At 64.4% G+C, this 25,494-nt stretch carries 22 protein-coding genes; 11 read left to right on the top strand and 11 right to left on the bottom strand.

Annotation, left to right across the window (positions count from 1 at the left end; all coding sequences use genetic code 11):
- Positions 1–21: 21 nt before the first annotated feature.
- A complete protein-coding gene (locus M8744_RS03360; RefSeq protein ID WP_251409391.1) occupies positions 22–363 on the top strand; it encodes a DMT family transporter in 342 nt (113 codons plus the stop codon).
- Between the two features lie 125 nt (positions 364–488).
- Here the strand turns inward: M8744_RS03360 and M8744_RS03355 are convergent, their stop codons facing one another.
- Complete coding sequence (locus M8744_RS03355; protein ID WP_251409388.1) at positions 489–1,352, bottom strand: NAD(P)-dependent oxidoreductase; 864 nt, start codon at positions 1,350–1,352, stop codon at positions 489–491.
- Positions 1,353–1,437: 85 nt separating this feature from the next.
- Between M8744_RS03355 and M8744_RS03350 the strand changes: the two genes are divergently transcribed.
- The gene (locus tag M8744_RS03350) at positions 1,438–3,927 is read left to right on the top strand and encodes a penicillin acylase family protein (RefSeq protein ID WP_251409385.1); all 2,490 of its coding nucleotides are present in this window, start codon (positions 1,438–1,440) and stop codon (positions 3,925–3,927) included.
- Positions 3,928–4,074: 147 nt separating this feature from the next.
- Here the strand turns inward: M8744_RS03350 and prfB are convergent, their stop codons facing one another.
- From prfB to M8744_RS03330, 4 genes are all read right to left on the bottom strand, one after another.
- Positions 4,075–5,199, bottom strand: a complete 1,125-nt coding sequence (gene prfB, locus M8744_RS03345; RefSeq protein ID WP_251409382.1) for a peptide chain release factor 2 — start codon at positions 5,197–5,199, stop codon at positions 4,075–4,077.
- Positions 5,200–5,304: 105 nt separating this feature from the next.
- The gene (locus M8744_RS03340; protein WP_251409379.1) at positions 5,305–7,833 is read right to left on the bottom strand and encodes a penicillin-binding protein 1A; all 2,529 of its coding nucleotides are present in this window, start codon (positions 7,831–7,833) and stop codon (positions 5,305–5,307) included.
- Between the two features lie 97 nt (positions 7,834–7,930).
- Positions 7,931–9,148 carry an N-acetylmuramoyl-L-alanine amidase gene (locus M8744_RS03335; RefSeq protein ID WP_251409375.1) on the bottom strand — a complete coding sequence of 406 codons (1,218 nt, stop codon included), beginning with the start codon at positions 9,146–9,148 and terminating at the stop codon, positions 7,931–7,933.
- Between the two features lie 133 nt (positions 9,149–9,281).
- On the bottom strand, positions 9,282–10,433 hold the full coding sequence (locus tag M8744_RS03330; RefSeq protein ID WP_251409372.1) for a pyridoxal phosphate-dependent aminotransferase: 1,152 nt from the start codon (positions 10,431–10,433) through the stop codon (positions 9,282–9,284).
- A gap of 57 nt (positions 10,434–10,490) precedes the next feature.
- Between M8744_RS03330 and M8744_RS03325 the strand changes: the two genes are divergently transcribed.
- From M8744_RS03325 to M8744_RS03315, 3 genes are read left to right on the top strand one after another with little or no spacing between them, the layout of a single operon-like run.
- A complete protein-coding gene (locus M8744_RS03325; RefSeq protein ID WP_251409369.1) occupies positions 10,491–11,822 on the top strand; it encodes a M48 family metalloprotease in 1,332 nt (443 codons plus the stop codon).
- A gap of 6 nt (positions 11,823–11,828) precedes the next feature.
- Positions 11,829–12,578 carry a DsbA family protein gene (locus M8744_RS03320; RefSeq protein WP_251409345.1) on the top strand — a complete coding sequence of 250 codons (750 nt, stop codon included), beginning with the start codon at positions 11,829–11,831 and terminating at the stop codon, positions 12,576–12,578.
- A 4-nt stretch (positions 12,579–12,582) separates the two neighbouring features.
- Positions 12,583–13,065, top strand: coding sequence for a thioredoxin domain-containing protein (locus M8744_RS03315; protein ID WP_251409342.1), 483 nt, complete (start codon positions 12,583–12,585; stop codon positions 13,063–13,065).
- Between the two features lie 3 nt (positions 13,066–13,068).
- On the opposite strand, the gene ispG is transcribed toward M8744_RS03315, so the two are convergent.
- The 3 genes from ispG to hemA form a co-directional block, all read right to left on the bottom strand.
- Complete coding sequence (gene ispG / locus M8744_RS03310) at positions 13,069–14,199, bottom strand: flavodoxin-dependent (E)-4-hydroxy-3-methylbut-2-enyl-diphosphate synthase (protein WP_251409338.1); 1,131 nt, start codon at positions 14,197–14,199, stop codon at positions 13,069–13,071.
- A gap of 70 nt (positions 14,200–14,269) precedes the next feature.
- Positions 14,270–15,526, bottom strand: a complete 1,257-nt coding sequence (locus M8744_RS03305; RefSeq protein WP_434481340.1) for a helix-turn-helix domain-containing protein — start codon at positions 15,524–15,526, stop codon at positions 14,270–14,272.
- A 111-nt stretch (positions 15,527–15,637) separates the two neighbouring features.
- Positions 15,638–16,867 (bottom strand): 5-aminolevulinate synthase, encoded by a 1,230-nt coding sequence (gene hemA, locus M8744_RS03300; RefSeq protein WP_251409332.1) that lies wholly within the window; start codon positions 16,865–16,867, stop codon positions 15,638–15,640.
- 431 nt (positions 16,868–17,298) lie between these two features.
- On the opposite strand from hemA, the gene M8744_RS03295 reads away from it, so the two are divergent.
- Complete coding sequence (locus tag M8744_RS03295) at positions 17,299–18,675, top strand: M20/M25/M40 family metallo-hydrolase (RefSeq protein WP_251409329.1); 1,377 nt, start codon at positions 17,299–17,301, stop codon at positions 18,673–18,675.
- A 64-nt stretch (positions 18,676–18,739) separates the two neighbouring features.
- On the opposite strand, the gene M8744_RS03290 is transcribed toward M8744_RS03295, so the two are convergent.
- On the bottom strand, positions 18,740–19,723 hold the full coding sequence (locus tag M8744_RS03290; protein WP_251409326.1) for a LysR family transcriptional regulator: 984 nt from the start codon (positions 19,721–19,723) through the stop codon (positions 18,740–18,742).
- 71 nt (positions 19,724–19,794) lie between these two features.
- On the opposite strand from M8744_RS03290, the gene M8744_RS03285 reads away from it, so the two are divergent.
- From M8744_RS03285 to M8744_RS03265, 5 genes are read left to right on the top strand one after another with little or no spacing between them, the layout of a single operon-like run.
- A complete protein-coding gene (locus M8744_RS03285; RefSeq protein WP_251409323.1) occupies positions 19,795–21,135 on the top strand; it encodes an aminotransferase family protein in 1,341 nt (446 codons plus the stop codon).
- Entirely contained in the window at positions 21,132–21,596 is a 465-nt protein-coding gene (locus M8744_RS03280) for a GNAT family N-acetyltransferase (RefSeq protein WP_251409320.1), read from the top strand. The genes M8744_RS03285 and M8744_RS03280 overlap by 4 nt, the downstream gene beginning before the upstream one ends.
- Entirely contained in the window at positions 21,593–22,285 is a 693-nt protein-coding gene (locus tag M8744_RS03275; RefSeq protein WP_251409316.1) for a CoA transferase subunit A, read from the top strand. The genes M8744_RS03280 and M8744_RS03275 overlap by 4 nt, the downstream gene beginning before the upstream one ends.
- Entirely contained in the window at positions 22,272–22,925 is a 654-nt protein-coding gene (locus M8744_RS03270; RefSeq protein WP_251409313.1) for a 3-oxoacid CoA-transferase subunit B, read from the top strand. Before M8744_RS03275 ends, M8744_RS03270 begins: the two co-directional genes overlap by 14 nt.
- Positions 22,926–22,936: 11 nt before the next feature.
- Positions 22,937–24,229 (top strand): ArgE/DapE family deacylase, encoded by a 1,293-nt coding sequence (locus M8744_RS03265; RefSeq protein ID WP_251409310.1) that lies wholly within the window; start codon positions 22,937–22,939, stop codon positions 24,227–24,229.
- A gap of 86 nt (positions 24,230–24,315) precedes the next feature.
- Here M8744_RS03265 and M8744_RS03260 read toward each other — a convergent pair whose 3' ends face one another.
- Together M8744_RS03260 and M8744_RS03255 are read right to left on the bottom strand one after the other, a co-directional pair.
- The gene (locus M8744_RS03260) at positions 24,316–25,191 is read right to left on the bottom strand and encodes a glycosyltransferase family 2 protein (RefSeq protein ID WP_251409306.1); all 876 of its coding nucleotides are present in this window, start codon (positions 25,189–25,191) and stop codon (positions 24,316–24,318) included.
- 82 nt (positions 25,192–25,273) lie between these two features.
- Positions 25,274–25,489 (bottom strand): RND transporter, encoded by a 216-nt coding sequence (locus tag M8744_RS03255; RefSeq protein WP_251409304.1) that lies wholly within the window; start codon positions 25,487–25,489, stop codon positions 25,274–25,276.
- Positions 25,490–25,494: the final 5 nt, after the last annotated feature.

Raw genomic sequence — 25,494 nt, 5'->3', positions numbered from 1 at the left:
CCCGCGCAACCGGAGGCCCCGATGCCCACGCAGATCTACCTCATCCTCGCCCTGGCGATCCTTGCCGAAACCGTTGGCACCTCGGCGCTGCAGGCCAGCCAGCAATTCACCCGGCTCTGGCCCTCGGTGCTGGTGGTCGTGGCCTATGCCATCAGCTTTTACCTGCTATCGATAACGCTCAATGTGCTGCCGGTCGGCATCGTCTACGCGATCTGGTCGGGCTTGGGGATCGTCTTCATCGCGCTCATCGGCTTTCTGGTATTCAAACAGGCGCTCGATTGGCCCGCGGTGATCGGCATGGTGCTGATCCTGGGCGGAATCACGGTCATCCACCTGTTTTCCAACGCCACGCCGCACGGGTAATCCCACCCGGCTTCCTCTTGCCCGAAATACCCCCGCCGGAGGCACCGCCCGGGTCTTTTCCAAGGGAAAAGCCCGGGCAATTCATGCGCGCGCCGCAAGGCGCGCCCATTCGGGTCACACCAGGCTCAGCCCAGCCGCTTGATCAGCGACGAGGTATCCCAGCGCCCGCCGCCCATCTGTTGGACATCCTTGTAGAACTGGTCGACCAGCGCGGTCACCGGCAGCGCCGCGCCGATCTCGTTGCCGGTGGCCAGGCAAATGCCCAGGTCCTTGCGCATCCAGTCGACGGCGAAACCATGGTCGAACATGTCGGCCAGCATGGTTTCATGGCGGTTTTCCATCTGCCAGCTTCCCGCGGCACCGCCCTTGATAACCTCGACCACGGCCTTGCCATCAAGCCCGGCCTTCTGCGCGAAAGCCAGGCCTTCGCTCAGGCCCTGCACGAGGCCCGCGATGCAGATCTGGTTGACCATCTTGGTCAACTGGCCCGCGCCGCTTTCGCCCAGCCGCTTGATCGCGCGGCCATAGCCCTCCATCACGGGCAGGGCCTTGTCGAAATGCGCCGCGTCGCCGCCGCACATGATCGACAGCACACCATTCTTGGCACCGGCCTGGCCGCCGGAAACGGGCGCATCCACGAAGCCCACGCCCTTGTCCTTGGCTTGTGCGTAAAGCTCGGCGGTCACCGCGGCCGAAACCGTCGTGTGATCGACGAAAATCGCGCCGGCCGCCATGCCCGCCAGCGCGCCCTCGTCGCCCAGAACCACCGCGCGCAGATCGTCGTCGTTGCCCACGCAGGCCATGACGAAATCCGCCCCGCGGGCCGCCGCACCGGGGGTGGGCGCGTGTGTGCCGCCATGCTCGGCCACCCATTTTTCCGTTTTAGCCGCGGTGCGGTTGTAGACACAGACCTCGTGCCCGGCGCGCGCCAGGTGCCCCGCCATCGGATACCCCATCACGCCCAGTCCAAGAAACGCCACTTTCGCCATTTCACCCCTCCTCGTTGTGTTTGTGTTCGCATGGGTTTGTGTCTAGGGAACGGGGCAAAGGCAAGGATGAACTGGGAATGAGGTGATGGCGCAGGTATTCCGTTGGCTGCTTCGGATCGCGGGTGGGATGGTCGTTCTGACGCTTCTGGCGTTGTTCGGCGTGTATTTCCTGGCTGCGCGTTCCTTGCCCGATTACGACGCAAGCCACCGCGTCGACGGTGTTTCGGCCCCCGTGGAAATCGTGCGCGACAACGCCAATGTCCCGCATGTTCTTGGCCAGTCCGACCCCGACGTTTTCTTTGGCCTGGGCTATGCCCATGCGCAGGATCGGCTGTGGCAGATGGTTGTGCTGCGCCGCACCGCGCAGGGGCGGTTGAGCGAGGTCTTCGGCCTGCGCACGGTCGAGATCGACAAGCTGATGCGCCGGCTCGACATCCAGGGCGCCGCCCGGGATTCGGTCGCGGCCCAGGACCCCGAGACATTGGCCGCGCTCGAGGCTTACGCCGCCGGCATCAATGCGCGGCTGGGCGAAATCAACGAACGCGCCCTTGGCCGTGGCGCGCCCGAGATGTTCCTGTTCAACCCCGCGATCGCACCCTGGCAGCCGGCCGATTCCATCGCCCTTCTAAAGCTGATGGCGCTGCGCATGTCGGGCCAGCTCGAGGCCGAGGTGCGCCGCGCGCGTGTCTCGCTCGTGCTGCCCGACCCGGCGCGGGTGTCCGACATCCTGCCCGATGCGCCGGGCAGCGGCGTGGCCGCCCTGCCCGATTACGCCAGCCTGTTCGACGGGCCGCTGCCGCCGCAACGGCTGGCCAGCGCCGCGGGGCGCCGGCCCGATCATCCGCTTTGGCCCGTGGCGCGCCCGGGAATGCAGGGCGCTTCGAATGTCTGGGCCGCCGCGCCGGAACGCTCGGCGGCGGGCGGCACGATCCTGGCCAACGACCCGCATTTGCCGCTTTCGGCACCGGCAATCTGGTACCTGGCACGGCTGGAGCTGTCATCGGGCGGTGTGATCGGCGCCACCATACCGGGGATTCCGGCCATCCTGTCGGGGCGCAGCGAAGACCTTGGCTGGGGGATCGCCGCATCTTACCTCGACGACCAGGACCTGTTCGTGGAACGGATGAACCCCGATGCCGCCGATCAATACGAGACGCCCGACGGGTTCAAACCCTTCGAAACACGCCGCGCGATCCTGCGCATCAAGGATGCCAGCCCCGTCACCATGACCCTGCGCTGGACCGACAACGGGCCGGTTCTGCCCCGCAGCGATTTCAACCTCGACAGCATCACGCCCCGGGGCCACGTGATGGCCCTGTCATGGACCGGGCTTGACCCCAACGACCAAAGCATCGGCGCCTGGCTGCGCCTGATGCGCGCCAGGACGGTGCAGGATGCCATTTCTGCCACCGACACTCACCTGGCGCCCTCGCTGAACCTGGTGGTGGTCGATGGCGTGCAGATCGCGATGAAGACCATAGGCGCCGCCCCCCGCCGCGACGCCGACCACCAGTCCCAGGGCCGCATGCCCGCACCCGGTTGGGAAGATCGCAACCGGTGGAAAGGGCTCAGCCCCTATTCATCGAACCCGGTCTTTCTGCAACCGCCTGGCGGCATCGTCGGAGCCACCAACAACAAGATCGTCGACCGGCCCTTTCCGTTGCATGTCTCGTATCATTGGGGTGACACGCAGCGCGTGCAGCGCTGGACCCGGTTGATGCAATCGCGCCAGGTTCACACCCGCGACAGTTTCATCGAGGCGCAGCTGGATACGGTATCGCCCACGGCGCGCACGCTGTTACCGCTGATCGGTGCCGATCTGTGGTTCACCGGCGAGACAGCACCCGATGGCACCCCCGAGCGCCAGCGGCAGCGGGCGCTGTCGCTTCTGGCGGACTGGAACGGCGAGATGAACGAACACCTGCCCGAACCGCTGATTTATGCCGCCTGGGTGCGGGCGCTCCAGGACCGCCTGATCCGTGACGAACTGGGCCCGCTGGCACGCGATTTCACCCATGTCGAACCGCTGTTCATCGAACGGGTCTTTCGCGATGTCGGCGGCGCGGGCGCCTGGTGCGACGTGATCCAGAGCGCCCCGGTCGAGACCTGCACCGACATGGCCCGCCTGGCGCTGGAAGACGCGATCATCTGGCTGGAGGAAAACCACGGAACGGCCCTGGAGTCGCTGCGATGGGGCGACGCGCACCAGGCCACGCATCAGCACGACACGCTGGGCGAGGTGCCGCTGCTGAGCTGGGTTGTGAACATCCGGCAATCCACCTCGGGCGGGGACAACACGCTGCGCCGGGGGCTGACCCGCGGCACCGGACCGGCGCCGTTCGAGAATGTCCACGCCGCGGGCTATCGCGGGGTCTACGATTTCACCGATCCCGACAGCTCGGTTTTCGTGATCGCCACCGGGCAATCGGGTCACCCGCTGTCGCGGTATTACGACGACATGGGCGAACTGTGGCGGCGCGGCGAGTATATTCCGATGTCGCTGGACCTCGACCTTGCCCGCGCCGCGGCCGTGGGCGTGACCCGGCTGCTGCCACGACAGCCACGCAGCGAGTGACCCGATAGCGCCGCGCGTGCCGCGCGGCAACAGCGCACGCCGCGCCTTGCGGGCGCGACCGGCCAGGGGGCTTTGCCCCCTCTCGGGCCTGCGGCCCGATTCACCCCCAGGGTATTTTCGGCAAGAGGAAAACCCGCGACCGGGCGATCAGTCGTCGGAGCGCGCCTCGGCACGGGATTTGCCCGAGACGTTCATCGCCAGCGTGGCAGCCATGAACCCGTCAAGATCACCGTCGAGCACGCCCTGGGTGTCGGCGGTTTCGTAATTCGTGCGCAGATCCTTGACCATCTGGTAGGGTTGCAGCACGTAGGAGCGGATCTGGTTGCCCCAGCCGGCATCGCCCTTGGATTCGTGCAGCGCGTTGACCTCGGCGTTGCGGCGATCGAGCTCCATCTGGTAAAGGCGCGATTTCAGCGCCTTCATCGCGATTTCGCGGTTCTGGTGTTGCGATTTTTCCGAACTGGTCACGACGATGCCGGTCGGGTGGTGGGTGATCCGCACCGCCGAGTCGGTGGTGTTGACGTGCTGGCCGCCCGCACCGGACGAGCGGTAGGTGTCAATGCGGATATCGGCGGGATTGACTTCGATCTCGATATTGTCGTCGATCACCGGGTAGGCCCCCACCGCCGCGAAGGAGGTTTCGCGCGTGCCCTTGCCGAAGGGCGAGATTCGCACCAGCCGGTGCGTGCCGGATTCGGATTTCAGCCAGCCATAGGCGTTCTGGCCCTTGATCTGGTAGGTGGCCGACTTGATCCCGGCCTCGGTGCCGGGGGTTTCTTCCTGCAACTCGACGTCGAAGCCGCGTTTCTCGGCCCAGCGGACATACATCCGCGCCAGCATCTGGGCCCAGTCGCAGGCCTCGGTGCCGCCGGCGCCCGCCTTGATTTCAAGAAACGCGTCATTGCCGTCGGTTTCACCGTTCAGCAGCGCCTCCAGCTCCCTTGCGGTGGCCTTCTTGGCCAACGCCTTGAGCGCTGCCTCGGCCTCGGCCACCACCTCTTCATCCTCTTCCATCTCGCCCATTTCGATCAGCTCGACATTGTCGGAAAGCTCTTGCCGGATGCTTTCGAAGGTTTCGATGGAATCCACCAGCGCCTGGCGATCACGCATCAGTTTCTGGGCTGCGGCGGGGTCATCCCAGAGGTTCGGGTCTTCGACCCGGGCGTTGAACTCTTCCAGGCGATGCTGGGCCGTGTCGTAATCCATGCGCTGGTGCAGCAGCTCCAGCGATTTTTCGATTTCGGCGACAGTGTTCTGGGCCTCGGCGCGCATGTAGGATGTCCTGGTTCCTGAGTGTCAGTGCGGGGTGATAGACCAGCGCCGGACGATGGGCAAGCGCCCGGCGCATGGCCAGATGGCAAAGCCGCGGCCCCGGGCCTAGTAGAGCCCGCCCGAGCTGAGCGTACCGAAATTGGCCTTGGGGCCAACGATCGCCTTGCGCCCGGTCGAGGTGGTGACCTCGCGGCCCTCGCCGCTGCCGATCTCTTCGACCAGGGGCAGGTTCGCACCCATGGCAAAGCCGCCGTCGAATGTCACGCCGAAGCTGGGCTCTTCGCCCTGGCGGAAACATTCGGACACCACGTGCTCGCCGCTGGCATCATCGCTGAGCCGCGCCCCGGTGAAACGGTCGATCTTGATGAACATGCACGCGTCGGGCACGCGGAAGGGCCCGCCTCCGAATTTCTCGACCGCCTCGGACATGAACCGCTGGAACACCGGGCCGCAATAGCCGCCGCCCGAGGCGCCGCGGCCCAGGCCACGGGGCTGATCGTAACCGATATAGCAGCCAGCAACGACGGAGTTGGTGAAACCCACGAACCACACATCCTTGGACTCGTTGGTTGTGCCTGTCTTGCCCGCCACGGGCACTGGCAGGTCGATATGGCGCGCCGCGGTGCCCCGGTCGACCACGCCGGTCATCATCGAGGTCAACTGGTAGGCGGTTACAGCGTTCATGATCCGCTCGCGGTTCGACACGATACGGGGGCTTTGATCGGCCGGCAGCGCCGGGTTGCCGCAATCGACGCAATCGCGCTTGTCGTGACGGTATACGGTGTTGCCGTAACGATCCTGGATACGGTCGACGAGCGTGGGCTCCACCCGTTCACCGCCATTGGCGAACATCGCGTAGGCGGCGACCATCTTGTAAAGCGTGGTTTCCTCGGAGCCGAGCGAGTTGGCCAGGAAGCGGCCCATGTTGTCATAGACGCCGAACCGTTCGGCATAATCGGCCACCACGTCCATGCCCACCTCTTGCGCCAGGCGGATGGTCATCAGGTTGCGCGACTGTTCGATGCCGGTGCGCAGGGGTGTCGGCCCGTAATACCGGTTCGAGGCATTGCGCGGCCGCCACAGCCCCTGGGGCGTGTCGATCTCGATCGGGGCGTCGATGATGATCGTCGCGGGGGTATAGCCGCTGTCCAGCGCCGAGGCATAGACGAAGGGTTTGAAGCTCGACCCCGGCTGGCGCTGCGCCTGGGTGGCCCGGTTGAAAACCGAGTGCTGGTAGGAAAAACCGCCCTGCATGGCGATCACGCGGCCGGTATTGACGTCCATCGCCATGAACCCGCCCTGCACCTCGGGCACCTGGCGCAAGGTCCAGCGCATGAAATCGCCGGCACCGTCATCGCCCGTGGTCATGCGGCGCACCAGCACGACATCGCCAACACTGAAATTGTCGAAGAAATCGCCGCGCAGCCAGGAAATATCCTCGCGGGGTACCACGAAGGGTTCGGCCTCGGTTTCCTGTACGTCCTCGATTCCAAGGCGCAGGCTCTGCGCCTCGACATTTAGAACGACCGCCGGCCGCCAAGGCCCGTCAAGGTCAATGTCGCGCGGCACATCCGCATCAGACAGGGCCGCGCGCCAGGCCTCTTGCGTGCGCAGCTGTTCCTCGGGAATGGTCACGCCGGTTCCGCGCCATTGCCCCTGGTTGCGGTCGTATTCCTCCAACTGGCGGCGCAGGGCGCGGGCGGCGACCTTCTGCATCTCGGGGTCGATCGTGGCGCGCACGGTCATGCCGCCGGAAAAGAACTCTTCTTCGCCGAACGTGCCGGACAGTTGTCGCCGGATCTCGTCGGTGAAATAATCCCGCGGCGGCAGGGCCAGCTTGAAATTGTCGAAATCGCCGTTCTGAACCGAGCGCAGGGGTTGCGCGCTTTCTTCCTCATGGACGGCCTTCGAGATATAGCCGTTTTCCATCATTTCCTTCAGCACGAAATTGCGCCGCGCCAAAAGCCGCTCTTTCTCGCGCACCGGGTGATAATCCGACGGGGCCTTGGGCATCGAGGCCAGCGTTGCCGCCTCGTGCGGGGTCAGTTCGTTGAGGGATTTGTTGAAATAGGTCTGTGCCGCGGCCGTCACGCCATAGGAGTTCTGGCCCAGGAAGATTTCATTCAGGTAGAGTTCAAGGATCTTTTCCTTGCTCAGCGTTTCCTCAAGCCGGGTGGCGAGGATGATTTCCTTGATCTTGCGTTCGGCGCGCCGTTCTCCGCCCAGCAGAAAGTTCTTCATCACCTGCTGGGTAATGGTCGAGGCGCCGCGGATATCCTGCCCGCGCGACCGAACGGCATCCAGCGCGGCACTGGCAATACCGCGCGTGTCATAGCCCTTGTGGGTGTAGAAATTCTTGTCCTCGGCGCTGATGAACGCCTGCTTGACAAGGTCGGGGATTTCCTCGGCCGGCGTGAACAATCTGCGTTCCTGCGCGAATTCATCGATCAGGCGCCCCTCGGCCGAATAGATGCGGCTGATCGTGGGCGGTGTGTATTGTGCCAGGCTTTCATGGCTGGGCAGGTCGCGGCCATACATCCAGAACACCGCGCCGATCGACAGCGCGACCATGAACAGGCCCATCGTGACCAGCGTGAAAATCGCGCCGAAAAAGGAAAGTACGAACCTTAGCAAAACATGCCCCTTTGCATCATGGCGCCTCTATACGCGCGTGCGCCCGCACGGTCAAAACAACTCGACGTGCATGATGGGCGGAACCTTGCCCGTGCGGCTATTGCCGGCGCAACCCGGCGCGCGCCAGGTCATCGGCCACCCATTGAACCAAGCCGTCACGAATGCCGCGCGCGATGCCCAGCCGCCAATCGGGGTCTTTCAGGTTCTCGGCGTCGCGCGGGCTGGAAAGAAACCCGACCTCGATCAGGACCGAGGGGATATCAGCCGCCTTGAGAACGGAAAACGCGCCGCGCCGCAGGGGGCGGCGATTGACGGGACCGCCCGCCGCCTGCAACCCGCCGACCAGCGACCGTGCCAGCCGCTCGGTGCGCGGCTCGGTTTCTTGCCGGGCCAGGTCCATCAGGATGCCGGCCACCACGTCATCCTGCCCGTTCAGATCAACGCCCGACAGCAGGTCATCGCGGTCATGACGTTCGGCCAGCAGGCGGGTTGCGGCGTCGCTGGCCTCGTCGTCCAGCACGTGTACCGTGGCGCCATGGGCCTGCCCCTGCGCCAACGCATCGGCATGAAGCGACAAGAACACATGGGCGCGCATCTCGTGCGCCAGCGCCACCCGCCGCTCCAGCGAAACGAAACGATCGTCGTCGCGGGTCAGCACCACGTCGAAGCCGCCCGCGCGGCGCAACACGTCGCGCAGTTCGCGCGCGAAGGTCAGCATCAGATCTTTCTCGGTGATCCCGTCATGCTCGGCACCGGGGTCGATACCGCCGTGGCCCGGATCGAGCACCACGATCACCGGCCCCTCACCCATCGGGCGTGGCGGCGCGGCATCGGACAGGCTGGGGGCGGGCAGATCCCAGCGCGGATCGCGCGGCGCGCCTGATCGTGCGGCAAATTCCTCGGGCGTGGCCTGCGCCATGTCGAGTTTCAGCATTGCCGCGCCGCTGTCGGGCAGAATGCGCATTTCCGCCTGCGCGACCGTCATCGGTTGTGACAGATCAATCACCATGCGCGACCAGCCGGGCCGAAAGCCGCCAAATCGCACCTGCGATGCCGCGTCGGCGCGGTCAAAGTCATCGGCGCGCAGCCCGTCCCACTGCACCTCGCGGAAATCCAGCACCAGTCGCGCGGGCGCGTCCAAAGTATAGGCGCGCCATGGCACGCCCTGGCTGAGAGACAGGGAAAGAACCGCCCCGGTACGGCTGTCCTCGATCCGGCTCTGGGTCGCGTCGACCCGCGCCAGGCCGCTGAAATCCTGCGCCAGCGCGGCGCTGCCCCATATCGTCAGGATGAGTGCTGCAAAAAGCCTGCTCATACGGAAATGCCCCCGGCCGGCCTGCCCGGCGCGTTTTGGGTGAACCTAGCAGGCTTGGCACCCCGTTGGAACGACAAGTTGCACGGGCCACCTTGCCCGACATCGCCGCAAGGCCGCGTTGCGGCCGGCCCGATCACATCCGGCCCGTCTCGGCCATGAAACGCGCCAGCCTTGCCAGCCCTTCCTCGATATCCTCGGTGCTGCGCGCATAGGAAAAGCGCAGCGTGCCTGCCCCGCGCGCGGTGTCGAAATCCAGCCCCGGCGTAACGGCAACGCCGGCCTTGTCCAGAATCTCGGCGGCAAAGGCGCGGCTGTCATCGGTCAGGTGGCTGACATCAGCATAAACGTAGAACGCGCCATCGGGCGGCGCGATCCGGTCAAACCCGGCCTTGGGCAAGCCATCCAGCATCAATTGACGGTTGCGGCGGTAGACCGCCATGTTCTGCTCCAACTCATCACCCGCATCCATAGCGGCCAACGCGGCAACCTGGCTGGCATGCGACGGACAGATGAAGAGGTTTTGCGCCAGCCGCTCGACCCGCCGCACATGATCTTCGGGCACCACCATCCAGCCGACGCGCCAGCCCGTCATGCTGAAATACTTGGAAAACGAGTTTATCACGTAAACCTCGTCGCTGATTTCCAACGCGCTTACGGCCTTTTGCTCGTATTCGATGCCATGATAGATTTCATCGCTGATAAAACCCGCGCCCTGCGCTTGGGCTGTTTCCATCAAGGCGGCCAGTGCCGGACGGTCCAGCATGGTGCCGCTGGGATTGGCCGGGCTGGCGACCATCAAACCTTGCAGATCCAGCCCCGCCAGATCGGATGGCACCGGCTGCAAGCGGTTTTCCGGCGCGGTGTCGATCATCACCGGCTCAAGATCCAGCGCGCGCAGGATCTGGCGATAGCTGGGATAGCCCGGCGCACCGATCCCGACCCGATCGCCCGCGTCGAACAACGTCGTGAAGGCCAGTATGAACCCGCCCGAACTGCCGGGCGTCACGACGACCCGCGCCGGATCGAGATCAACCCCATACCATTCGCCGTAAAGCTGCGCGATCCTGGCCCGCAGCGCGGGCAACCCCAGCGCCACAGTGTAGCCCAACGGCTGATCGGCCATGGCCCGCGCCAAAGCGTCGCGGGCGGCAGCGGGTGCGGGTGTGCCGGGCTGGCCCACCTCCATGTGTATAACGTGCCGACCGGCCTCTTCGGCGGCGCGCGCGGCTTCCATCACGTCCATCACAATAAAGGGATCGACCTCGCCACGGGTTGAGTTCCGCATGTCTGTCTTCCTATGGTTGGTGAAGCGCCAATTCACAAGGAAACGGGGGGCGGGTCAATGACGTATATGGCGCGATTGGCGCTGACGGCGATACTCTCGCTGATGATCGCCCTGCCCGCCCAGGCCCGCGGCCTGGTGCGCGACCCCGATATAGAACACGCATTGGGCCAGTTGGCCGCACCTGTTCTGACGGCGGCTGGCCTGTCGCCGTCGCAGGTGCGCATCCTGGTGATCGACGACCCCTCGTTGAATGCCTTCATCGTCGATAACCGCCATATCTTCGTCAACTCGGGCATGTTGCTCAAGCTGGACGGGCCCGCGCAGTTCCAGGCCATCGTCGCGCATGAGGCGGCGCATATCCAGAACGGCCATATCGCGCGGCGCCTGCAAAGCGCGCAACGCGCCAACTCGGTTACCGGGCTGGGCATGGCGCTGGCGCTTGCCGCGGCGGTGTCGGGGGCCGACATGCGCGGCGTCAGCGGTGCAGCGATTGGCGTGGCTGGCAGCGCGCAGCGCATCTTCATGTCGCATACCCGCGCCGAGGAAAGCAGCGCCGACGCCGCCGCCATCCGGTACATGCTGCGCGCCGGTGTCGATCCGCGCGCCTTTCTGGATGTGCTTAACATCTTTCGCGGGCAGGAACTGCTGTCGCGAGGCCGGCAAGACCCCTATGCCGTGACCCACCCGTTGTCGCGCGATCGGCTGCGCGCGATATCCGCCCTTGTCGAGACAGCCGACCCCATCGGCGGCGACCCCGCGCCCGAGGCCGAGTACTGGTTTGCCCGCGCGCTGGGCAAGCTGAGCGCCTTTTCACGCGCATCCACTTGGACGTTGCGCCGCGTGGACCGATCCGCGACCGAGGATATCCGCCTGATGCGCAGCGCCATCGCCCATCATCGCAAGCCCGACACGCGCCGCGCCATCGCCGATATCGACCGGCTGGTTGCCCTGCGCCCGCGCGACCCTTTCGTGCACGAGTTGCGCGGACAGATCCTGTTGGAAAGCCGACAGGCGGGCGCGGCGGTTGCAGCCTACAAACGCGCCGGCGAACTGGCGCCGGGCAACGCGTTGATCATGGGTGGGCATGGCCGCGCGCTGCTGGCCGCCGGAAACGCAAGCGCCGCGCGCGATGTGTTGGAACGTGCCCGCGCCCGTGACTTCCGCGACCCGCGCATCCTGCGCGACCTTTCCGTTGCCTATGCCAAGACCGGCGCACCGGGCCAGGCCTCTGTCACGACGGCAGAGCGGTATGCGCTGTTGGGCCGGTTCGAGGATGCCTTGCTTCATGCCAAACGGGCCGAGGGCCTTTTGCCGCGCGGGTCGCGTGCTTCCCTTCGGGCCCAGGATGTGATTTCTGCGGCCGAGGCCGCCCTGAACAAACGGAGATAACCCGATATGAAACGCACCCTTGCCGCCACCGCGCTGACCTTTGCGGCGCTTGCCGCCCCGGCGCAGGCCTTTGACCTGACCGAGATGACCGAGGACGAGCGCACCGCTTTCCGTGCCGAGATCCGCAGTTACCTGCTGGAAAACCCCGAGGTGATCATGGAGGCCGTGGCCGTTCTGGAGCAGCGCCAATCCGAACAGCAAGCCGCCGCCGATGTCGACCTGGTCAGGGTGAATGCCGATGCGCTGTTCAACGACGGCTATTCCTGGGTCGGTGGCAACCCCGATGGCGACGTGACCGTTGTGGAATTCATGGATTACCGCTGCGGATATTGCCGCCAGGCACATGACGAGGTGGAACAACTGCTCGAAACCGACGGCAATATCCGCTTCATCGTCAAGGAATTTCCGGTACTCGGCGAAGAATCGGTCGTGGCATCGCGCTTTGCCATCGCAACCCAAAGGGTGGCGGGCGACGAGGCTTACAAGCAGGTCCACGACACGTTGATAAACTTTCGCGGTGATATCGCGCCCGGCGCGCTGACCCGCCTGGCCGAGGGGCTCGGCATCGACCCTGCCCCGATCATGGACGAGATGGACAACCCCGAGATCGACGCCATCATCCAGGAGAATCGTCAACTGGCCAGCCGCTTGCAGATCAATGGCACGCCCAGTTTCGTGTTCGACGACCAGTTGGTGCGTGGCTACGTTCCCCTGGCGGGCATGATGCAAATCGTCGACCAGGTGCGCGTGGACTGATCCAATGCGCAAGACGATCGCCTTGGCCTGCGTCCTTTGGGGCGCGGGGGCTCCCTTGCTGGCCGAAACGGACCTGACGCTGCTTGACCCGGCCGAGCGCGCGGCCTTTGGCGCAGAAATCCGCGCCCTTTTGCTGCAAGACCCCGAGATCGTGGCCCGGGCACTGGCTGGCCCGTCGATTTATGCCGACGCCATCGAAAATGACCTGTCGCGCATTCGCGCCCATGCGGACACGCTTTTCGCGGATGGCGCGGCCCTGGCCATCGTCACCGGGCCGGATTGCCCATCCTGCGCGCAGGCACTGGATGAACTTCGCGTTCTAACCACCGAACTGAACGTGACTTTCACCGAATTAAACCTGACCGATAACCGCGCGCTTGCCGATGACCTGCAACTGGATAGCGTGCCGTCCTACGTGCTGCCTGACAAGATGGTGCGCGGTCATGTCCCGCCGGTCGTGCTGCGCCGCTACCTTGGGGCCGACTGACGGTTATTCCGCCGCCTCGGCCGCTTCTTGCTGCGCCTCGATCTCGGCGGCCTTCTTTTCGACCTCTTCCACGATGTGATCGACCATCTTGTCGTTCGACATCTTGTGGCTGGCCTTGCCCGCCAGGTAGACCATGCCGTTGCCCGCGCCACCGCCGGTAAATCCGACATCGGTCATCAATGCCTCGCCGGGGCCGTTCACGACGCAGCCGATGATGCTGAGGCTCATGGGTGTCTTGATATGTTCAAGACGCTTTTCCAAGGCTTCGACCGTCTTGATCACGTCGAACCCCTGGCGCGCGCAGCTTGGGCAACTGATGATGTTGACCCCACGATGGCGCAACCCAAGGCTCTTGAGGATCTCGTAACCCACCTTCACCTCTTCCACCGGATCGGCGGACAGGGACACGCGGATCGTGTCACCGATGCCCATCCACAAAAGCTGGCCCAGCCCGATGGCCGATTTTATCGTGCCGCTGGTCAAGCCCCCGGCCTCGGTGATCCCCAGGTGAATCGGCGCATCCGTTGCCTCGGCCAATTGCTGATAGGCGGCAGCGGCCATGAACACGTCGGATGCCTTGCAGCTTATCTTGAACTCGTGAAAATCGTTGTCTTGCAGGATCTTGATATGCTCCAACCCTGACTCGACCATGGCATCGGGCGTGGGTTCGCCGTATTTTTCCAACAGGTGCTTTTCAAGCGAGCCTGCATTCACCCCGATCCGGATCGAGCAATTGTGGTCGCGCGCAGCCTTGATAACCTCGCGCACGCGGGCCTCGTCGCCGATATTGCCGGGGTTGATGCGCAGGCAGGCCGCGCCCGCCTCGGCGGCCTCGATCCCGCGTTTATAGTGGAAATGAATGTCGGCCACGATGGGCACGGGGCTTTCGCGCACGATCTCTTTCAAGGCGCGGCTGCTGTCCTGGTCGGGCACGGAGATGCGGACGATATCGGCGCCGGCCTCGGCGGCGGCCTGCACCTGCGCGATGGTGCCGGGAATATCGGTGGTGGCCGTGTTGGTCATCGTCTGCACGCTGATCGGCGCGTCACCACCCACGGGCACGTTGCCCACCATGATCCGGCGACTTTCGCGACGATAGATGTTGCGCCAGGGGCGGATATGGTTCAGCGACATGGTCGGACCTCCTGCGTCAGCCTGTGACACGACTTAGGGCGCCCTGCCCGACCACGCAACGCCAAATCCTTCAGTCGGGCTGAACGGTCGCGCCCGGAACATCCTGCAACTCGGCCACGACGCGGGCGAGGTCGCCGTCGGCCTCGATATCGGCCAACTCATAGGTCCGGGTCAGGTTTTCGGGCGACAGGGCCAGGTTCGACGTGACAGACCCCTTGGGCCCGGCGGGCCCGTAAGTCTGCCCATCGACGGCGAAATAGACCGCGCCGCTTTCGCCCACGCGGATCGTGTGCGGCTCTTCGGTCTGGGCCACGGCATATGTCTCGCCGGGTTCCATGATGCCCTCGTACACGGTCGAGCCATCGGCGGCTCGCACCCGCACCCAAGCCGCGCGCGCCGCAACCAGCGTGACGCCCGGGCCCAGCTCTTCTACAACACGGGGCAGCGGCGTCTCGCCGCCCTGCTGTTGTGCGGCGCTGGCCTGCATCACGCTGCCTCGCGCCTCGGCCACGGCCTGCGCGATGGCATCGCGCCGATCGACCTGCGGCAACTCGGGCGTGGCGGGCGCGGCGAAAACACCGACGCTGTCCGGGTCGAGCGTCGAGATGGGCGCATCGCGCGCCACCAGCACCGGCACATCCAGCGCTTGCGGGCGATACAGCCGGTCCAGCGCCTCGGGCGCGGGGGAAAAACCGTCATCTTCGGCGGCGCGGGTCACCGCACTGGCAGCTTGCAGCGGATCGAGGTCAGACAAGACATCGGGGGTATTCTCGACCGGCACGACCTGCACCTGCTGCACCTTGTTCAGCACCGTCCAGCCGCCAAAACCGATCGAGCCGATCAAGACCACCAGCACCAGCATCGAGCCGATGGCGCCCGGCTCGATCCGGCTGAAGAACGCTTCGCGCGCGGGGGCGAAGGGCGTGGCCGGTTGGGCAAAGGGGTCGCGAACAGTCGCGGGTGCGCGCGGTGCGTCGTCCTTCTTGATCGAGGACGCTTCGGCCGACATGCCATGCGCGGTGGTAAAACCGCTTTCGGCGCAGAACTGGGCAAAGGCGCGATCAGGGTCCATGTTCAGGTAGCGCGCGTAGGACCGTACGTAACCGGCGATGAAACCGGGTGTATCGAATGCGCTGGGGTCGCAATTCTCGATCGCGGCGATATAGCTGGCCTTGATACGAAGCTCGCGCTGAACGTCCAGCAACGATTTGCCCATGGTTGCGCGTTCGCCGCGCATGACATCGCCAAGTCGCAGATCGAAGTCGTCAAAGCTCATGGGCTCGACTGTCGTCGCCTCATCTCCGCGCTGGGATTTGCGCCCGATCATGCGTCTCTGCCCCGTGTTAACGACAAGCTCGGCCCCATCCCCGGATTCGAGTCGTCTTATTTCTTAATGCCAAGCTACCATGACGCAAGAAAGATTATAACCGTCTGCCGGTCAGGCGCTCATTTCGGCACGATTCAGCGCACAATGGCTCCACAATTCATCCATCGCGCCCACCAATTTGGCAATCTCGCCCGGCCCGTGCACCGGCGACGGGGTGAACCGCAGACGCTCGGTGCCGCGCGGCACGGTGGGAAAGTTGATGGGCTGCACGTAGATGCCGAACTGCTCAAGCAGCATGTCGGACAGCTGCTTGGTGTGCACCGGGTCGCCGACGATGACCGGCACTATATGGCTGCCATGGTCGATGATCGGCAGGCCCATCCCCTTGAGCCGCAGTTTCAGCACCTTGGCCTGTTCCTGGTGGCGCGCCCGCAATTCGCGGCCCGCGTCGGTTTTCAGGAAGGCGACAGAGGCCGCGGCCCCGGCCGCCACGCTGGGCGGCAGCGAGGTGGTAAAGATGAACCCCGGCGCGTAAGAGCGTATGGCGTCGCACATTTTCGCGCTTGCCGCGATATAGCCGCCCATCACGCCATAGGCCTTTGCAAGGGTACCGTTGATGATGTCGATGCGATGGGCCAGGCGGTCACGCTCGGTCACGCCACCGCCACGGTGGCCATACATCCCCACGGCGTGCACCTCGTCGATATAGGTCATCGCACCGAATTCATCGGCGATATCGCAGATCGCCTCGATCGGGCCGAAATCGCCATCCATCGAATAGACCGATTCAAAGGCGATCAGCTTGGGCGCGGCGGGGTCGTCGGCGGCCAGCAACTCGCGCAGATGCGCCACGTCATTGTGGCGGAAGATGCGCTTGGCCCCGCCATTGCGGCGAACACCTTCGATCATCGAGGCGTGGTTCAACGCGTCCGAATAGATGATAAGGCCGGGAAACAGCTTGGGCAGCGTGCTCAAGGTCGCGTCATTTGCGATATAGGCGCTGGTGAACAGCAGCGCGGCTTCCTTGCCATGCAGGTCGGCCAGTTCGGCCTCGAGCCGCTTGTGATAGACGGTCGTGCCCGAAATGTTGCGCGTCCCGCCCGAACCCGCGCCTGTTGCGTCAAGCGCCTCGGCCATGGCCGACAGCACCTCGGGGTTCTGGCCCATGCCCAGGTAATCGTTGCCGCACCAGATCGTCACGGGCTGCTTTTCGCCGTCCGGGCGATGCCAGACCGCATGGGGAAAATTACCCTTTTCGCGTTCTATATCGATGAAGGTGCGATAGCGGCCTTCTTGGTGCAGACGGTTGATGGCTTGATCAAGCTGAGCGTTATAGTCCACGCGCATCCCCTTTTGGTCCTGTTCGTATCGCGCCCGGGCAGCCTGCCGACTGCCGTATTCGCATTCGTGAATAACATTAGGTTTCACACGCATTCTTGCACAGGTTACATTTTGACGCGCAAGGGCTGACATGATTCAGGTCAAGAAAACGACGAATTCCAGCGTTTTTCATCCGCCGAAACGGCGAACCACCAGCATGTACCGCCCGTTGCACGGCCAGCGCCGCCGACGCCCCGGAAATGGGGTGGAGCGGCACGAGTTCCAAGGCCCCGGCCGGCATTGCCCGGCAAGACCAACCGAAGGGGCGGACGTGACAAACGCCCGGCACCGCATTACCACACCCGTGGCCGCTGATCGCGGCCGGCGCGCTGTTGCACCTTGCGCCGGAACTGCCCACAAAGGGTGCGACCAAAAAGAGACAGGACACCGAGATGACACAAGACGCCGTGCTCAGCCACATCGACGCCGATCTGCCCAACGCCATTGCCCGCCTGCAGGATCTTTTGCGCATCCGCTCGATCTCGACCGACCCCGCCTTTGCCGATGACTGCCAGCGCGCGGCGGAATGGCTGGCGGCCGACCTGCGCGGCATCGGGCTGGATGCCGCCGTGCGCCCGACGCCGGGGCACCCGATGGTGGTCGGGCACATGGACGGGCCGGCAGACGCCCCGCACCTGCTGTTTTATGGCCATTACGACGTGCAGCCGGTCGACCCCCTGGCGCTTTGGGAAAGCGATCCGTTCGACCCGGCGGTTGTCGACGGGCCCCACGGCAAGACGATCCGCGCCCGCGGCGCCAGCGACGACAAGGGCCAGCTGATGACCTTTGTAGAGGCGTGCCGCGCGTGGAAGGCCGTGAATGGCGACCTGCCCTGCCGCCTGACCATCCTGTTCGAAGGCGAAGAGGAATCGAGCTCGCCCTCGCTGGTGCCGTTTCTCAAGGAAAACGCCGACGAGCTGCGCGCCGACCTGGCACTGATTTGTGACACGGGGCTGTTCCAGTCGAAAACGCCCGCGATCATGACCATGCTGCGCGGCATGGTGGCCGAGGAAGTCACCATTCATGCCGCCAGCCGCGATTTGCATTCGGGTATGTATGGCGGCGTGGCGATGAACCCCATTCGCGTACTGACCCGTATCCTGGGCGGGATGCATGACGACACGGGACGGGTCACCATCCCGCATTTCTATGACGGTGTTCCCGATCTCGACCCCGAGATAGCCGAGCAATGGGCGGCACTCGGGTTCGATCACGCCACCTTCCTGGGCGATGTGAACCTGTCGGTGCCCGCCGGCGAACAGGACCGCACACCGCTGGAAATGATCTGGTCACGCCCGACGGCCGAGATAAACGGCATCTGGGGTGGCTATACCGGCGCGGGGTTCAAGACCGTGCTGCCGGCCGAAGCCCATGCAAAGGTCAGTTTCCGGCTCGTGGGCGACCAGGACCCGCAGGCGATCCGGCAGAATTTCCGCGACTGGATCACCGCGCAACTGCCCGCCGACTGCACCGCCGAGTTCAAGCTGTCCGGTGGCGCGGGCGGCAGCCGCATGGTCACCGACCACCCGCTTTTCGAACAGACCCGCGACGCCTTGACCGAGGAATGGGGCGAAGAGGCGGCTTTCATCGGCTGTGGCGGCTCGATCCCCATCGCCGGGCATTTCAAGGCGATCCTGGGGATAGACGCGTTGCTGACCGGCTTTGCCAAGGATGACGACAACATCCACTCCCCCAACGAGAAATACGACATCGACAGCTTTCACAAGGGCATCCGCAGCTGGGCGCGGATGCTGGGAAAGCTGGCGTAGCGCAATCAGCCCGAGACCGCTTTCGGGCTGGCTGCGCGCCTGCCCGGCCGGCGCTTGGCACGCGTCAGCCGCCTGGATAGGTGCGCGCGCCAAGCGGCATGGTGGCGATTGACCGTCGCAGGTCGTCGATCATCAACGCCTCGGCGCGGTTCAACCGCTTGCGCGGATTGGCGACAAGAAAGATATCGACCGCAGGCGGATCGTCATAGGGCGGCAGGCGCCACAGCAACCCGTCGGCCACGTCGCGCGCGGCGACATGAACTGGCAGCGCGCCAATGCCAAGCCCGCACAGGATCATGCGCCGCACCTCTTCAAGCTGGCTGGAGCGGCCTACCACCGTCTGGTCCAGCGCGCTTTGCCGACGCAACAGCGCAACCGGCCGCAACGCATCGTTCAAATCATCGGTTTCAAAGGCCACGGCATCGCGGCCGCGCAAATCATCGAGCGTCAGACCCGCCCGGCCGAACAACGGATGGTCCGGCCCGCAATAGAACCCGAAGAATTCGCGGTATAGAACCGCGTAATCAAGGTCGGGGTTCTGCCGGTTCGCAAGACAAATGCCGAAGCTGGCGGTACGATCCTGCACCGCGCGGGCAACCTCGGCGCTGGTGGCGGTGCGCAGGCGAAAACGCACCCGCGGATGATCGGCATGAGTTCTGGCCAGCAGGTCATCCAGAAGCGGCGTGACCACGTGGCTGGCCAGCGCGATCGAAACCTGGCCCGACACCTCGACCTCGGCCCGCGCCGCCAGGTCGGGTAACCGCGCGACGCCGCCGTAAAGATCGGCACATTCCTGGTACAGCGCGCGCCCTGCCTCGGTCAGGGCGAACTGGCCATGGCCCCGCTCGATCAACCGGGTATCCAGCGCCTCTTCCAACCGCTTCAGCGCCAGGCTGACAGCCGGTTGCCCGCGCAGCAAGCGCCGCGCGGCGGTGGTGATGCTTCCAGCCTCGACGATCACCACGAAACTGCGCAGAAGGTTCCAGTCAAGCTGGCTGACGAAGCGCTCACCCGAGGGGGTGGCATTATTTTCATCAATGTCGTTCATTCCATTTATCAATTTGAACGAATGACAGACCCGTGCAAGGGTTTTCCACACCCCTGACAGGAACCAGACAGATGGCCAGCAAACTTTTCTACCAATCCCGCCTGCCCCGCCCCGCGCTTGACCGCGCCGAGGGGATCTACATGTGGGACCAATCGGGCAAGCGGTATATCGACGGCTCCAGCGGAGCGATGGTCAGCAATATCGGCCATTCCAACCCCGCCGTCCTGGACGCGATGCGCCAGCAGATGGAAAAATCGACCTTTGGCTACCGGCTGCATTTCCAGACCGACGCATCCGAATTGCTGGCCGAGAAAACCGCCGCGCTGTGCCCCGATGGCATGAACCGGGTGTTCTTCGTCTCGGGCGGCTCGGAAGCAGTGGAAAGCACGCTGAAACTGGCGCGGCAATATGCGCTGGCCAAGGGCCAGGCGCAGCGGTTCAAGGTGATTTCACGGATGCCCTCGTACCACGGCAGCACGCTGGGGGCGCTGGCGGTAACGGGCTATGCGCCGCTCTCGACACCGTTTGACCCGATGATGCAAAGGATGCCGAAAATCCCCGCTCCGCGCGCCTATCTTGACGGGCTTGACGCTGACGACCCGGCCACTGGCCATCATTACGCCGACATGCTGGAACAGAAAATCCTGGATGAAGGGCCCGAAACCGTACTGGCATTCATCGTCGAGCCAGTGGGCGGCGCCTCGACCGGGGCGCTGGTGCCGCCTGACGGTTACATGCAAAGAATACGCCAGATTTGCGATACTTACGGTGTGCTTTTGATCCATGACGAGGTGATGTCGGGCGGCGGACGCACCGGGCGATTCTGGGGCGCGGATCATTGGGGCACGGCGCCTGACCTTATTTCGATCTCCAAGGGGTTCGGCGGCGGCTACGTGCCGCTTGGCGCGATGATCGCGCGCGATGACATTGTCGAAACGGTGCTGGATGCCGGCGGCTTTGCGCATGGTCACACCTATGCGGGCAACCCGCTGGCCTGTGCCGCGGGCGCCGCCGTGATCGACGAGATCCACCGCGCGGGGCTGATCGACAACGCCGCCCGGACGGGCGATTACCTCAAATCACGGCTGTCCGCGCTGATGAACCGGTTTCCCTTCATCGGCGACGTGCGCGGCAAGGGGTTGTTGCTGGCCTTCGAAATCATGTCTGACCGGGTGACGAAAGAGCCACTGCCCACCGGACTGAATGCCCATTCCCGGCTGGTCGATATCGCCTATGAAAAGGGGTTGATCATCTATTCGCGCCGAACGCGGGGGGGGCTTTCGGGCGATCACTTCCTTGTTTGTCCGCCGATGATCTCCACCCAGGCGCAAGTGGATGAGCTTATGGAACTGTTGATTGCCTCGCTGGATGAGTTCGCGGCCGAATCCGGGCTGGAGCGCAGCGCCGCATGATCCGGCCCGCCACGCCAGAAGATGCCGCGACCATCGCCGCGATGACACGGGCGCTGTCGGGCCACGTGGGTGACTTGGGCCAGCATCGCGGCTCGGCCGATACCCTGCGCCGCGACTTTGCCCGATTCCGTGTTCTTATCGCGGAAAACGGATCAACTGCGTCGGGCATGGTTTTGTTTTTCCCGTATTATTCGTCGCTACGTGGTGAAATGGGCCTCTATGTCCAGGATCTGTTCGTAGGTGCCAATGCGCGGGGCACCGGGTTGGGCCGGGCCCTGCTGGCCGCGGCAGGCCGTGCCGCGCGGGATGAATGGGATGCGCGCTTCCTGATCCTGTCGGCGGCACGAAGCAATGAAACCGCGCTGGCCTTTTACGATCGGCTTGGCATGGCTCCCCATGATGACGCGGTGCAACTGTCGCTGGAAGGCGCGCAATTCACTCAACTGACGGAGACGGCATGAAACTGCCTGACAAGACAACCACGATGGAATCCGCCATCGCCGCGATCCCTGATGGGGCCACGGTGATGCTGGGCGGCTTCGGCGTTCCGGGCACGCCGTTCCTGATGATCCGTGAACTTGTGCGCCAGAACAAACGCGACCTGACGATCATAAAGAATGACGCCAATGAAACCGGGATGGGCGTCGACCACCTGCTGGTCGCGGGTTGCGTGCGGCGGCTGATCACGACCCACCTGGGGCTGAACGCGAACGCCATTCGCATGATGAACGCCGGCGAGATCGAGGTGGAGTTCTGCGCGCAAGGCATGTTGGCCGAACGCATCCGGGCCGGCGGTGCCGGGCTCAAGGCGATCGTCACCGATATCGGCATCGACACCGAGATGGGCGCGGGCAAGCCGCGGGTCGAGGTAAACGGCGAAACGGCAATGATCGAAACCGCCCTGCGCGCCGATGTTGCGGTGCTTCACGCGGCGCAGGCCGACCCGTTCGGCAACCTTTGCTATGCCGCCACGGCGCGCAATTTCTCTCCGCTGATGGCGATGGCCGCCAAGACCGTGATCGTCGAGACCGAGAAGCTGGTCGCGCTTGGCGCACTGGCGCCCGACCACGTTCACACCCCCGGCCCCTTTGTCGATCATGTCGTTCACATCCCCGAACTGTCCGAGGAATACGCCGTTGTCCGACGCTAAACTCCGCCTGATCGCCCGCGCCGCCCGCGACATCGCGCCGGGCATGACCGTGAACCTGGGGATCGGCCTGCCGACGCAGGTGGTCAACCACCTTGGCCCCGATTTTCCCGTCTGCCTGCATACCGAGAACGGCATGACAGGCATCGGCCCCACCCTGCCCTTCGACGCCGCCGACCGGAACCTGATCGACGCCGGCGGGGCTTATGTCTCACCCATTCCGGGGAGCGCCTATTTCGACAGCGCAACCAGTTTTGCGATGGTGCGGTCAGGGCGGCTGGACCTGACGATGCTGGGTGCATTCGAGGTGGCGGAGAACGGCGACCTTGCAAATTGGAAGATCCCCGGCAAATTCTCGCCCGGTGCGGGCGGCGGCATGGAACTGGCGCAAAAGGCCCGCCGCGTCGTGGTACTGACCACCCATACCGACCGGGCGGGCAACCCGAAATTGCTGACGCGCTGCACCCTGCCATTGACCGCGGCGGGATGCGTCGACCGTATTTTCACGGACATGGCGGTAATCGACGTGACACCGGCCGGCTTTGCCTTGCGCGAACTGGCCCGGAGCGTCACGGTGGCGCAAGTTAAAAAGGCCACGGGCGCAGCACTGCACCTGCCCGAGGGCGACATACCGACATTCTGAGGGGAAAGCAGATGGAACGTGAACTGAAAACCAGGATCCTGCACGCGGTCGACACCTTGTTGGACGACCAGGTCGCGTTCCTGTCCGAGCTGACGGCCCACCCGTCGACCCGTGGCAATGAACAATCCGCGCAGAACCTGATGGCCAGGGAACTGGCCGCCCGCGGGATGGAGGTTGACCGCTGGCAGGTCGACGTGGCCGACATTCGCGACATGCCCGGTTTTTCGCCCGTGATCGGAAATTACGACGACGCGGTGAACGTGGTGGGCACCCACCGCGCCACAACCACGAAAGGCCGGTCGCTGATCCTGAACGGGCATATAGACGTGGTGCCCGAGGGCCCGACCGACATGTGGGACACCCCGCCTTATGCCCCCCGTGTCGATGATGGCTGGATGTATGGGCGCGGTGCCGGTGATATGAAGGCGGGACTGGCCAGCAACCTTTTCGCGCTCGACGCGTTGCGCCACGCCGGGCTGACACCTGCCGCCGACATTCATTTCCAATCGGTGGTCGAGGAAGAATGCACAGGCAACGGCGCGTTGGCCTGCCTGCAACGCGGCTATCGCGCCGACGCGGCGCTTATCCCCGAGCCGCTGGCCGAGGGGCTGGTCACGGCGCAGCTTGGCGTTCTGTGGTTCCAGGTGCGCCTGCGCGGGCTGCCTGCCCACGTGGCCTATGCCAGCACGGGTTCCAATGCGATCGACGCTGCCATTCCGCTTATCGCGGCGCTGCACGAGCTTGAAGAACGGTGGAACGCCGATGACCGCAAGCATCCGCAATACGCCGATGTGCACCACCCGCTCAACCTCAATGTCGGCAAGATCGAAGGCGGCGACTGGGCCAGTTCGGTGCCGGCCTGGTGCGTCTTCGACGTGCGGATGGGGTTGTATCCCGATCAGGATCTGCAAGATCTGCGCGACGAGATCGAAACCACGCTGCAAGACGCCGCGCAGAAAAACGCGTTCCTGCGCAACAACAGCCCCGAGGTGGTCTATAACGGCTTTGCAGCCGAAGGTTATGCGCTGAGCGAAGATAGCAGCCAGGCCGCGGCGCAGGCCATCGGCGCGCTGGAAACGGCGCATGGCCTTGTCACCGGCACCGCGCTGGAAACGAAATCCAGCACCGGCACGACCGATGCCCGCTTTTTCGGGCTTTATGCCGATACGCCCGCCTTGGTCTATGGCCCCAAGGCCGAGAACATCCACGGCTTCAATGAACGGGTCGACCTGGAAAGCATGCGTCGCGTGACCCAGACCACCGCGCTTTTCATCGCTGATTGGTGCGGCGTCACGACCGACTGACGCGTGGCGCAGCAAGGGCGCGACCTTTCACGGGGTTGCGCCCGCGCATCTTGTGGTCTTGGGCAACGCGGCCGCATTGCCGCCTGTCAGACGATACCGGAAAACCGCTCGGGCAGCTTGAACAGCTTGTCCGAACCCACCCGCTTGAAATGGTACAGCTCGTTGTTGCGGTGCTTGAACGACTTTCGCATATGCTTGCGGAAGGGCGCGAAATCCCAGCTTTCGTCCACCTCGCGCTCCATGAAGGGCGCGAATACCGCGGCGTCGTCACGCTCTTCCTCGAACCAGACGGCCTTGGTGCGTTTCTCTTTCATCTCGGTCAGCCCGGCGGCCTTTACCATGTCGCGGCGCCGGTTCAGCATGTCCACATACTGGTCGAAATCGCAGAACTTCATGTGGAACAGATACAGGAAATCGGGCGCATCCAGCTTGTCCCAGGTGGCATAGTGCCCGCCGCGCGACAGCTTGGCCGGGCGCGAGATGATGCAGGGTTTCGAATACCACGGGTTCAACTGGGCGTGGCGCCGTGGCCCCAGGATCGACTGTTCTACCCCCTCGGGCTCGCGGTCGCGCAGGTGCAAGATCTCAAGCCCCAGGGCCGTGCGCACCGCGCCGGGCTTTGCCACGTCCATCAACCACGAGCCAAGGTCATGCCCGGAGTCCGGATCGACCACGATGAACTCGTCCACGTCGCAGACGATCACATGAGTATACCATTGCCGCAGCCCGGCCATCAGGTTGTTCTGCGTGCGCCAGCGCCGGATGTTGAAATTCTTGGTGTCGGTGTCGGGAATCGGAAACAGGTTGCAGCCCGCGGCGATCTCGCGCACGGCGGGCTGGTTGCCATGATTGATGACATACAGCGCCTCGCGACCAAAAAAACCGCCGTAATAGTTCACCCATTTCTTCAGGAAAAAATCGTCGTCCCGCACCGTCGTGAGAACCGCAACCTTGGACTGCATCGTTACCGCTTTCGTTCACTGCCTCGTTGTCGCGCAGCATAGCGCGCATTTCGTGGGGCGAGAATCCCCAAAGAATCTGGCCTCAGCGTGACATGCTGCGGGCGATTTTGGCGAAAAGCAGCAAGAACGGTGCGCCATGCATCAGCAGGTCGAAGATGTCGATTGGCTGGCTCAGCGTGCCCTGGACCAACATGCGCAGCTTTTCCAGCAGGTGCGGTTCGGGCACGAAGGGGGCTCCGCCCAGCAGCACGCACAAGGCGACGATCGTGACCCAGGAAATGCTGTCCAGCGCTTTCATGTGTC

It is taken from the genome of Lutimaribacter degradans, from assembly GCF_023703375.1.
Taxonomy (GTDB): Bacteria; Pseudomonadota; Alphaproteobacteria; order Rhodobacterales; family Rhodobacteraceae; genus Lutimaribacter; species Lutimaribacter degradans.
This window is presented reverse-complemented; position numbering and strand designations above follow the sequence as displayed.

Excerpts from the sequence above, each read along its gene's own strand:
- M8744_RS03360 (WP_251409391.1), top strand. The coding sequence starts at position 22 with ATGCCCACGCAGATCTACCTCATCCTCGCCCTGGCGATCCTTGCCGAA.
- M8744_RS03355 (WP_251409388.1), bottom strand. The coding sequence starts at position 1,352 with ATGGCGAAAGTGGCGTTTCTTGGACTGGGCGTGATGGGGTATCCGATG.
- M8744_RS03350 (WP_251409385.1), top strand. The coding sequence starts at position 1,438 with ATGGCGCAGGTATTCCGTTGGCTGCTTCGGATCGCGGGTGGGATGGTC.
- prfB (WP_251409382.1), bottom strand. The coding sequence starts at position 5,199 with ATGCGCGCCGAGGCCCAGAACACTGTCGCCGAAATCGAAAAATCGCTG.
- M8744_RS03335 (WP_251409375.1), bottom strand. The coding sequence starts at position 9,148 with ATGAGCAGGCTTTTTGCAGCACTCATCCTGACGATATGGGGCAGCGCC.
- M8744_RS03330 (WP_251409372.1), bottom strand. The coding sequence starts at position 10,433 with ATGCGGAACTCAACCCGTGGCGAGGTCGATCCCTTTATTGTGATGGAC.
- M8744_RS03325 (WP_251409369.1), top strand. The coding sequence starts at position 10,491 with ATGACGTATATGGCGCGATTGGCGCTGACGGCGATACTCTCGCTGATG.
- M8744_RS03320 (WP_251409345.1), top strand. The coding sequence starts at position 11,829 with ATGAAACGCACCCTTGCCGCCACCGCGCTGACCTTTGCGGCGCTTGCC.
- M8744_RS03315 (WP_251409342.1), top strand. The coding sequence starts at position 12,583 with ATGCGCAAGACGATCGCCTTGGCCTGCGTCCTTTGGGGCGCGGGGGCT.
- ispG (WP_251409338.1), bottom strand. The coding sequence starts at position 14,199 with ATGTCGCTGAACCATATCCGCCCCTGGCGCAACATCTATCGTCGCGAA.
- M8744_RS03305 (WP_434481340.1), bottom strand. The coding sequence starts at position 15,526 with ATGATCGGGCGCAAATCCCAGCGCGGAGATGAGGCGACGACAGTCGAG.
- M8744_RS03295 (WP_251409329.1), top strand. The coding sequence starts at position 17,299 with ATGACACAAGACGCCGTGCTCAGCCACATCGACGCCGATCTGCCCAAC.
- M8744_RS03290 (WP_251409326.1), bottom strand. The coding sequence starts at position 19,723 with ATGAACGACATTGATGAAAATAATGCCACCCCCTCGGGTGAGCGCTTC.
- M8744_RS03285 (WP_251409323.1), top strand. The coding sequence starts at position 19,795 with ATGGCCAGCAAACTTTTCTACCAATCCCGCCTGCCCCGCCCCGCGCTT.
- M8744_RS03280 (WP_251409320.1), top strand. The coding sequence starts at position 21,132 with ATGATCCGGCCCGCCACGCCAGAAGATGCCGCGACCATCGCCGCGATG.
- M8744_RS03275 (WP_251409316.1), top strand. The coding sequence starts at position 21,593 with ATGAAACTGCCTGACAAGACAACCACGATGGAATCCGCCATCGCCGCG.
- M8744_RS03265 (WP_251409310.1), top strand. The coding sequence starts at position 22,937 with ATGGAACGTGAACTGAAAACCAGGATCCTGCACGCGGTCGACACCTTG.
- M8744_RS03260 (WP_251409306.1), bottom strand. The coding sequence starts at position 25,191 with ATGCAGTCCAAGGTTGCGGTTCTCACGACGGTGCGGGACGACGATTTT.
- M8744_RS03255 (WP_251409304.1), bottom strand. The coding sequence starts at position 25,489 with ATGAAAGCGCTGGACAGCATTTCCTGGGTCACGATCGTCGCCTTGTGC.